7 protein-coding genes and 1 pseudogene are annotated in these 7,904 nt (G+C 61.1%); 2 read left to right on the top strand and 6 right to left on the bottom strand.

Features of this window, described 5'->3' with window-relative positions; genetic code table 11:
• Window positions 1-899: pseudogene (locus AC1DWI_RS08205) on the top strand (FAD-binding oxidoreductase); the annotation flags it as partial.
• A 47-nt stretch (window positions 900-946) separates the two neighbouring features.
• On the opposite strand, the gene AC1DWI_RS08200 reads toward AC1DWI_RS08205, so the two are convergent.
• Window positions 947-1,951, bottom strand: a complete 1,005-nt coding sequence (locus tag AC1DWI_RS08200; protein ID WP_477724655.1) for an aldo/keto reductase — start codon at window positions 1,949-1,951, stop codon at window positions 947-949.
• A gap of 253 nt (window positions 1,952-2,204) precedes the next feature.
• On the opposite strand from AC1DWI_RS08200, the gene AC1DWI_RS08195 reads away from it, so the two are divergent.
• Complete coding sequence (locus AC1DWI_RS08195) at window positions 2,205-2,678, top strand: hypothetical protein (RefSeq protein ID WP_477668714.1); 474 nt, start codon at window positions 2,205-2,207, stop codon at window positions 2,676-2,678.
• A gap of 45 nt (window positions 2,679-2,723) precedes the next feature.
• Here the strand turns inward: AC1DWI_RS08195 and AC1DWI_RS08190 are convergent, their stop codons facing one another.
• The 5 genes from AC1DWI_RS08190 to tgt form a co-directional block, all read right to left on the bottom strand.
• A complete protein-coding gene (locus AC1DWI_RS08190; RefSeq protein ID WP_477668713.1) occupies window positions 2,724-3,536 on the bottom strand; it encodes a YiiX/YebB-like N1pC/P60 family cysteine hydrolase in 813 nt (270 codons plus the stop codon).
• 55 nt (window positions 3,537-3,591) lie between these two features.
• Complete coding sequence (locus AC1DWI_RS08185; RefSeq protein ID WP_477668712.1) at window positions 3,592-5,397, bottom strand: ArnT family glycosyltransferase; 1,806 nt, start codon at window positions 5,395-5,397, stop codon at window positions 3,592-3,594.
• Window positions 5,384-5,923 carry a GtrA family protein gene (locus AC1DWI_RS08180; RefSeq protein WP_477668711.1) on the bottom strand — a complete coding sequence of 180 codons (540 nt, stop codon included), beginning with the start codon at window positions 5,921-5,923 and terminating at the stop codon, window positions 5,384-5,386. Before AC1DWI_RS08180 ends, AC1DWI_RS08185 begins: the two co-directional genes overlap by 14 nt.
• A 10-nt stretch (window positions 5,924-5,933) precedes the next feature.
• The gene (locus AC1DWI_RS08175) at window positions 5,934-7,166 is read right to left on the bottom strand and encodes a glycosyltransferase family 9 protein (RefSeq protein WP_477668710.1); all 1,233 of its coding nucleotides are present in this window, start codon (window positions 7,164-7,166) and stop codon (window positions 5,934-5,936) included.
• A partial coding sequence (gene tgt / locus AC1DWI_RS08170) for a tRNA guanosine(34) transglycosylase Tgt (protein ID WP_477724654.1) occupies window positions 7,166-7,904 on the bottom strand: 739 nt, incomplete at its 5' end. The genes tgt and AC1DWI_RS08175, both read right to left, overlap by 1 nt.

Below are 7,904 nucleotides of genomic sequence, written 5' to 3'. Positions count from 1 at the left end.
GTGAGGTGGTTGAAGCCAGCAGGCAAATCAATTCAGAACTTTTTCATGCCGCTATTGGCGGGTATGGAGGGATTGGCGTCGTCACGGAGATTGAACTTAATCTCGATGAAAACTTTCGCATAGAAAGATCAACGAATCGCATTTCCATTGAAGACTATCCGGGCTGGTTCCGCGAGAAGATCCAGTCTGACCCGAACGTGCTGTTGCACAACGCCGATTTATTCCCGGACCGGTTTGGCTATCCGCATTGCGTCACATGGTCACGCACCGACAAGCCCTTGACCATCCAGGAGCGGTTGACGCCGCCGGGCCGCCCCTACACGAAAGAGAAATTTTTTTTCTGGGCCATGACGGAGTTGCCTGGCGGAGCTTTGCTCCGGGGAAAAGCCGCTACTTCCATCGAAGATACCCCGGCCGTGGCGTGGCGCAATTATGAAGCCAGCCTTGATGTTGCGCAGCTGGAGCCAGCGAACCGGGATTTTTCCACTTATGTTTTGCAAGAGTATTTTGTTCCGGAGCGCCACTTCACAAGCTTCGCGCGAAAGATGGCAGACATCTTGCAAACGATTCCTACGGGAACGGTGAATGTTTCAATACGCCACTCGCCGCCTGATCATGCGGTACTGATGGCTTGGGCGCGGCAAGATGTATTTTCTTTCGTGATTTACTATAAGCAGGGCATGTCGGTCTATGCGCAGCGACACGCTGCGCAATGGACTCGCTCAATGATCGATCTGGCCTTGGCGCATGAAGGCACCTACTACCTGCCGTATCAGCTGCACGCGACAAAGGAACAATTTCTTCGTGCTTACCCTCAGGCGCCAAGGTTCAACAAGTTGCGTGAGCATATTGGCGCGTCGCGGTTCACGAATGCTTTGTGGTCGCAGTACCAGATCTGATATGAAGCCGTTCCCGAAAGGCCGACAGAAGCCGCAGGTTCCTCGACTCAGGCCATCGGCCGCCCAAAAAATGGGTAACCCGGGTCGTTGTAGCCGTGGCTGGACGCGTGGCCGGGCACGACCAGGTCATTGACAAAGATTTCGTCGTCCTTGTCCAGCACCAGTTCCACCGCACCATACACATCCTCCAGGTGCGGCAGGGTGCGCGGGCCGACGATGACCGAACTGATCAGTGGATTGGCCAGTACCCAGGCTGCGGCGAACTGGCCGGGCACTTGTCCCCGGGCTTCGCAGCGCGCCTTGATCTTCTGCGCAATGACCAGTGACTCTTCGCGGAATTCGGTCTCCAGGATGCGCTTGTCGCCGCTGCCCGCGCGTGTGCCTTCGGCCGGCGGCTGGCCGGGTGGGTACTTGCCGGTCAGCACGCCGCGTGCCAGCGGGCTGTAAGGCACCACTCCAATGCCGTAGTGGCCGCAGGCCGGCAGGATTTCAACCTCCGGGCCGCGGTTGAGCAGGTTGTAGTACGGCTGGCACACCACGGGCTGCGGCATGCCCAGCGCTTTGCACAGGTGCACCACCTCGGCGATGCGCCAACCCCTGAAGTTGGACAGACCAAAACTGCGAATCTTGCCCGTGCGAATCAGGTCGCCCAGCGTGCGCACCGCCTCCTCCAGGTTGGCGTCGTGGTAGTCACGGTGCAGGTAAAGAATGTCCAGGTAGTCGGTTTGCAGCCTGGACAGAATGGCCTCGGTTTCCTGCACCAGCCAACGGCGGGAGTAGTGGCCTTCGTTGACAGCCTCGCTGACAGGGTTGCCCAGCTTGCTGGCCAAGACCCAGTGGTTCCGCTGGCCCGCGAGAAGCTTGCCCAGGTCTTTTTCGGACTGCCCCTGGTTGTAGACATCGGCCGTGTCGATGAAGTTGAGCCCGTGCTCGCGCGCCGACGCCACGATGCGGCCTGCTTCTTCAAACGGCGTCTGCTTGCCGAACATCATGGTGCCCAGGCACAGGACGGAGACTTTGAGGTTGCTGTTTCMAAGGCGGCGGTATTGCATGGTCATCTTTGCAAAAAAAGTGGGCAGGATCGCCGATAGTGCCTGAGCCTGAATCTTTGCGCTGCACGTCGGCTATTTGGTGACTGCGGCCCCCGCCATGAAGATTTGCTGTCTACCTGTCGGTTTTCGATGAAGTATCTTCATTTGATGCTGATCGTACAAATCTAATGATCTTGTATCTTTAAACGAAACTTTTAAGGCATTCCGCTCCACACTGCCTCTACAAGCATGTGCTTGGGCCTTCGGGTTATTTATGAAGATCGATTCCTCCGTGTTCTCCCTGTCACGCCTGACGCGCCGCACGGCTTTGGCCGCTGCGGTGCTGGGTGCCACTGCCCTGACGGGCTGCTACGTCGTGCCGGTCCAGCCCGGCCATCCGCCGGTTTCCTCCACGGTGTATGTCACACCGGCCATGCCGGCAAGCACGACCTTTGCGGCGCGGCTGTACCCGGCGAACGACATCGCCCAGGCCTACGGCATGGTGGGCGCGGTGGTGACCAACGACATGAACGGGCGCGGCACCTTCACCACCAACATCAACGGTGAAAGCTTTAATGGGGAAGCTACGCGCATCGCGGGCTCTTCGACGCGCGAAGGGGTGGCCAACGGCTCCGGCAGCCGGGGCAGCTATATCAGCTGCCGCTACCAGATGAACTCGTCAACGATGGGGACGGGGCAGTGCAAGCTCTCCAACGGTGCGCAGTTCACGATGCACATCGGCGGTTGAATCAACTGAAGTGGCCGTCGCCATAACTACCAACAGCGGCGCCGGCTACTGCTGCATCTGCTCGACGGCGACGATCTGGGGCGCTGCCTTGAGGTGCCCCACATACCGCAGCGGCTTGTGAATCATGATGGAGGGCACATCGCCCTCCCGCATGTGCAGCAGGTCGCCGGGGTTGATCAGCCGGGGGTCGGCGTCGGTCAGCGGCAGGCCGGCGCTGCGGTAGGCCTCCAGGATGAACTGCGAACAGAAGAACTGGTCATTGCGTCCCAGTCCCAGCTGCACGGCTGCGATGCCGCGAATACAGAAGTCGCGCACCATCGAAGGCACCAGCGGCAGCTCGCACATGCGGCGCTCCAGCGCGAAAGGCGCCTGCAGCATCACGCCGACATAGTTGTATTTCTTGCCTTCATGGCTGGCCGCGAAGGTGTTGATCTTGATGGCCTGTTCGGCGGTAAGGTCGGGATGGCGAAACGCCACCACTGTCGCCTCATCATTGAGTAGCGCGTCCATGCTGCGCACGCGGATACCCGAGCCCACGGCTTCAGCGATCTGCCGGTTGCCCATATATATCGCAGCATGGCTGACCGGCGATAGCGTGATCAGGCGAATACCCACCGAGTTGATGCCGTTTTCAGCGGTGAGGATGATGTCGCCCGGCAGCAGGACGTCGGGCCTGATCAGCTCTCCACCATTGCCCGGGTTCAGAGCCATGTTCTGAAAACCCAGCATAGGCGCACCCGTCTCCGCATGCGGCTTGATGGCCGTGGCGCAGCCGCCAAGCGCAAGGAGCAAGCTGCCCAGGACAGTCACCAGGGATAGCAGTCGGGCCATCGTGGCCTGCGGTGAGGTTTTCGGCATGCGCAGGGCTCCAGTCAAATACGGGTTTGGAATGAACAGAACAATCAGCGGACGCTCAGGGCGCGGCGCGCTCGACCAGGTATTCTCGGGCGTACCAGAAGGTTTCGGGCGACTTGAACGCGCCCAGCGTGCCTTCTTTTTCGTCCTGCCGTGAGCGCAGGTCCCAGCGCTGGTCGATGATGCGGCAACCGTCGCAGGGCTTTTGCCCGGCACGGCGCTGCACCAGGGCGTAGCGCGTGTTCTTGAACAGGGCATTCACGTCCTCGTAGTCCACCGGCTGCGCGGCAAAGTAGGGAACGATTTTGGCGCCCGGAATGATGAACTCGTAGCGCTCAAAGTGCCCGTTGAAGTTGCTCGGCACCGACACGGACTGGCCTTTGAGCAATGCATCAGTATCGGGGCGGAAATGGCCCATGTCGCCGTTGAAGGGCAGGGTCACCCATGCGAGCGCAATGAGTACGGCGAAGCTGCTCATCGCAGCGATCGGGCGCGTCAGCTCGCGCCTGACCATGCCCGCAATACACGCCACGGCCAGAACCCCTATAAAGAGCCAGTAGAGCGGTGAGTACAGCCAGGAATCCTGTGTGGCCCGCACACCGCCAAAGCCGATCAGTCCCATGGCCAGCGCGCCGCCCAGGCAGATCAGCAAGGTCAGGCTGAACCAGATGCGCGAGATGCGCTCCCAGTACAACGCGATCAGTACGGCCAGCGCSGGCATGGCGGGGATCAGGTAGCGGGTGGAGCGCTGGGTGGGCACCATGAACACCAGCGCAAAGGCCAGCATCCAGAACCACATGGCTTTTTCTGCATCGCTGATGGTCTTGCCAGTGCCCTTGCGCTGCCGCCAGGCGCGCCACGCCGCCACAAAGCAGCCCACGGCAACGGGTAGCAGGAAAAGGGCGTTGGAGAAGTAACCCGTCAATATCGTCAACACGCCGCTGCTGCCGCTGAACGCGATGGCGAAGTAGCCCTTGGACGAATTCATCTTGCCGGCGTTTTCGCCGACGACAAACTCGCGCCAGACTTCTCCTGGTTGCGGGTCAATGGCAAACCACAATCCGAAGATTGCGAGTGCCAGCACGCAGATGGCTGTGACCTTGATACCGTCGGTGATGATCCCGGCCCGGGAAATTTCCCAAGGAGCTTTCTGAGCACCCAGCACCTGGTAGCACAGGGCCAGGCCGAACCCGACCGGCACCACCATGACAAACGATTTGTAGAGGCAGCCTATGCCGATGGCCAGGCCGGCGAGCAATGGAAATTTCCAGCGCGAGGCCAGCAACTTTGCCGGCGCCCAGGCAACGGCAAACAACACCCCAAACAGCCAGAAAGTTTCGGGTGCGCTGGTGAGGTAAGGCCTGCCATAGCGGTAGGTGCTGAAGAACGACAGGTACACGATGGCCGCGATGGCGCCCATCGTCAGGGCATGGCGGCTGCTATCGGTTGAAGCGGCCTGGCTGACCGGCTCTTCAGCGACAGTGCCGGTGGATGTGGCCGTGTTGCGAACGATCTTCCAGGTCAGCAGCCCGACCATGAGCGAAATTGCCCACGTATAGACCACGCTCGGCAGGCGCAGGTTGAGCAGCGTCCAGTGCCCGCCCCATCCGCCGGCGACCATCGCCTGCCAGAACAGCACGGGCGGCTTGGTGTTGCGCATGAAATCGTAGGAGCTGACCAGTGGCAGCCACTTGCCGGTCGCGGCCGTCAGCCGGGCGATATGGGCATAGACCAGCTCGTCGCCGTTGCGCGGAATGTGGTCACCGGCAAGGCCAAACAGGTAAGCCARCGCGACCAGTAGCGCCAGCGTTATCCAGATGCGGTGGGCCGGGATACGATTTTTCAGGGACTCAGGGCTTGTCATGGGTATCGGTGGAGGGCGGCGCAGCGCCGTCGGCGTCAGGGGCCACGATTTTCGCGCGCCGGCGGCGAAATGTCATGCGGTCATTGGCCACAAAGTTACACACGCTGGACAAGGCAATCGCCAGCACGTTGGCCAGGATGTAGTGCATGTACAGCGCCAGCCATTTGGTCAGCAGTGACTGCAGCACGATGGCCAGGCCGGCCGCCATCACGTACTTTGAAAACAGGAAAAGTGCCGAGTGGTGCACTTCATGCTTGCGGTCGCGCCAGGTCAGCCGCCGGTTCCAGTAAAAGTTGCTGATGGTGGCGATCGTGATGGCCAGCGCAATGGAGTAGTTCAGCCGGGAATGGAAGTCGGCAATGTGGCTGAACAGGAATTCCTGGGCAACATACAGCACGGCGACATTCACCACCGTGCCGCTGGCGCCCACCACGCCGAACTTGATGAAGCGCCAGCGCACCATGGGTTGCAGGCGCTCAGGCAGGCGGCTGATGACAGCCTCTGCTATGGATCGGAGTGTTGTCATCGGAATGGGGTCAGGGCGTTGCCAGGCACTCGCGCGCCTTGGCCAGTACGGTTTCGGGCGCAATGACCTTCAGGCACTGGTTGTCGCCGTCGCAATACGACGAGCGGTGGTTGTAGGCAGTGAGGCAAGGCGAACACGGCCACTGGCTGTAAAAGGAATGGCACTGCGGTGTGAGCGGCGCATACAGGCCCGGTGTCTCGGGGCCAAACAGCATCAGTGTCCAGATGGGCGTGAGCGCCGCGAACTGCCCAGGCCCACCGTCGTTGGTGACCAGCAGGCGTGCCACATGAAAGAGCGCCAGCAGTTCGGAAATGGATCGCGTATAGCCGGTCAGGTCAATCACGGGGCTGCCGGGGAAGGCCGCCTGCACGTTGGCTACCAGTTGCTGCGCCAGCGCCTGGTCGTCTTTCAGGCCAATCACGGCCACGGCGCAGCCGTCGGCCACCAGCCCTTCGCACAACGCGGTGTAGGAAGCCAATGGCCAGGCACGGATCGGCAGGATGCCCCCGCCCGGGTAGACCAGCACCAGGAGCTTGCCGGCAATCGCGGGAAAGTCCTGCGCCAATCGCGCATGGATGCCTGGCACCAGCGCCGCATCCAGCTGTATGTGCGGCGGTGGTTTTCCGATGCCTGCCGCGGCCAGATTCGCGGGCAGTTTGGATTTCGGAACGGCGGTGGAATCAATCGCGCGCGCCAATGTCAGAAACTGCGCGCTGATGTGCTGGTAAGGGTTGTAGGGAACGGGCCGGTTGATGTGCGAGCCGCGGTACAGGCCTTCCTGCGTGTGGCGGTGAAAGCCCACGCGGATGCGCGCGCCGCTGGCATACGACAGCAGGCTGCTGATGCGCGAGAACAGCTCGCAGTCAATCGCCACGTCAACATTCGCGCGCCGCAGCTCGCCAATAGCCTTCCACAGGCTGGACAGCAGGCCGCCCAGCGACTTGTCATCCACCGTGTGCACGTTGGCCGGGTCCACCACCTGCATGAGGTCGAGGATTTCGCGGTTCTTGCCAAAGAGCAGGGCGTGCAGCGGTGCGTCGGGGTAGCGCTGCTTCAGGCGCGTGAACATGTCGTGGGCCAGCACCAGGCTACCCATCTCCGACAGCAAAATCACCACGATGGCGCGCGGCGCGGGGTCGGCGCCGGAGCGGAATTGCCGCATCACGGCATCGACGCCCGATACCGCAGCACACAGCGGTATGCCGACCCAGCGGTCAATCCAGCGTTGCAGGTTGATGTTCATCAGACGCCCCGCTGCCTGTCAGCGTGGAACTGCGCGGTGAATTCGCCAAAACGGCCGGCGTCCAGTGCGTCGCGGACTTCCTGCATCAGATTCAGGTAGTAATGCAGGTTATGGATGCTCGACAGCATGGGGCCCAGCATTTCGCCGCAGCGGTCCAGGTGGTGCATGTAGGCGCGCGAGAAATTCTTGCAGGTGTAGCAGCTGCAGGTGGCATCAACGGGTTGGTCTTCCGTCTTGTAGCGCGCATTGCGGATCTTCAGGTCGCCAAAGCGCGTGAACATGTGGCCGTTGCGCGCATTGCGCGTCGGCATCACGCAGTCAAACATATCAACACCGGCTGCCACGCCTTCGACCAGATCTTCAGGTGTGCCCACACCCATCAGGTAGCGCGGCTTGTTCGTCGGCAGGCGATGCGGCGTGTGCGCCATGATGCGCTGCATTTCTTCCTTGGGCTCACCCACGCTCACGCCGCCAATCGCATAGCCGGGCAATTCCAGCTCAACCAGCGCATCCAGCGATTCCTGGCGCAGGTTTTCAAACATGCCGCCCTGCACGATGCCGAAGAGCGCGTTGGGGTTCTCCAGTTTTTTGAATTCGGCAATGCAGCGGCTGGCCCATCGCAGGCTCAGCTCCATCGAGCTGCGCGCTTCGCCTTCGGTGGTGATGTGGCCCTTGGTGTCGTAAGGCGTGCATTCATCGAATTGCATGACGATGTCGCTGTTGAGCACGGTCTGGATC

The organism is Polaromonas sp. P3_C2, assembly GCF_056402675.1.
The sequence above is the reverse complement of the archived record's forward strand: the minus strand, read 5'-3'. Positions and strand labels throughout refer to the sequence as shown.

What these genes read in the sequence shown, in the direction of transcription:
- AC1DWI_RS08180 (WP_477668711.1), bottom strand. Translation starts at nt 5,923, where the DNA reads ATGACAACACTCCGATCCATAGCAGAGGCTGTCATCAGCCGCCTGCCT.
- AC1DWI_RS08175 (WP_477668710.1), bottom strand. Translation starts at nt 7,166, where the DNA reads ATGAACATCAACCTGCAACGCTGGATTGACCGCTGGGTCGGCATACCG.
- AC1DWI_RS08190 (WP_477668713.1), bottom strand. Translation starts at nt 3,536, where the DNA reads ATGCCGAAAACCTCACCGCAGGCCACGATGGCCCGACTGCTATCCCTG.
- AC1DWI_RS08195 (WP_477668714.1), top strand. Translation starts at nt 2,205, where the DNA reads ATGAAGATCGATTCCTCCGTGTTCTCCCTGTCACGCCTGACGCGCCGC.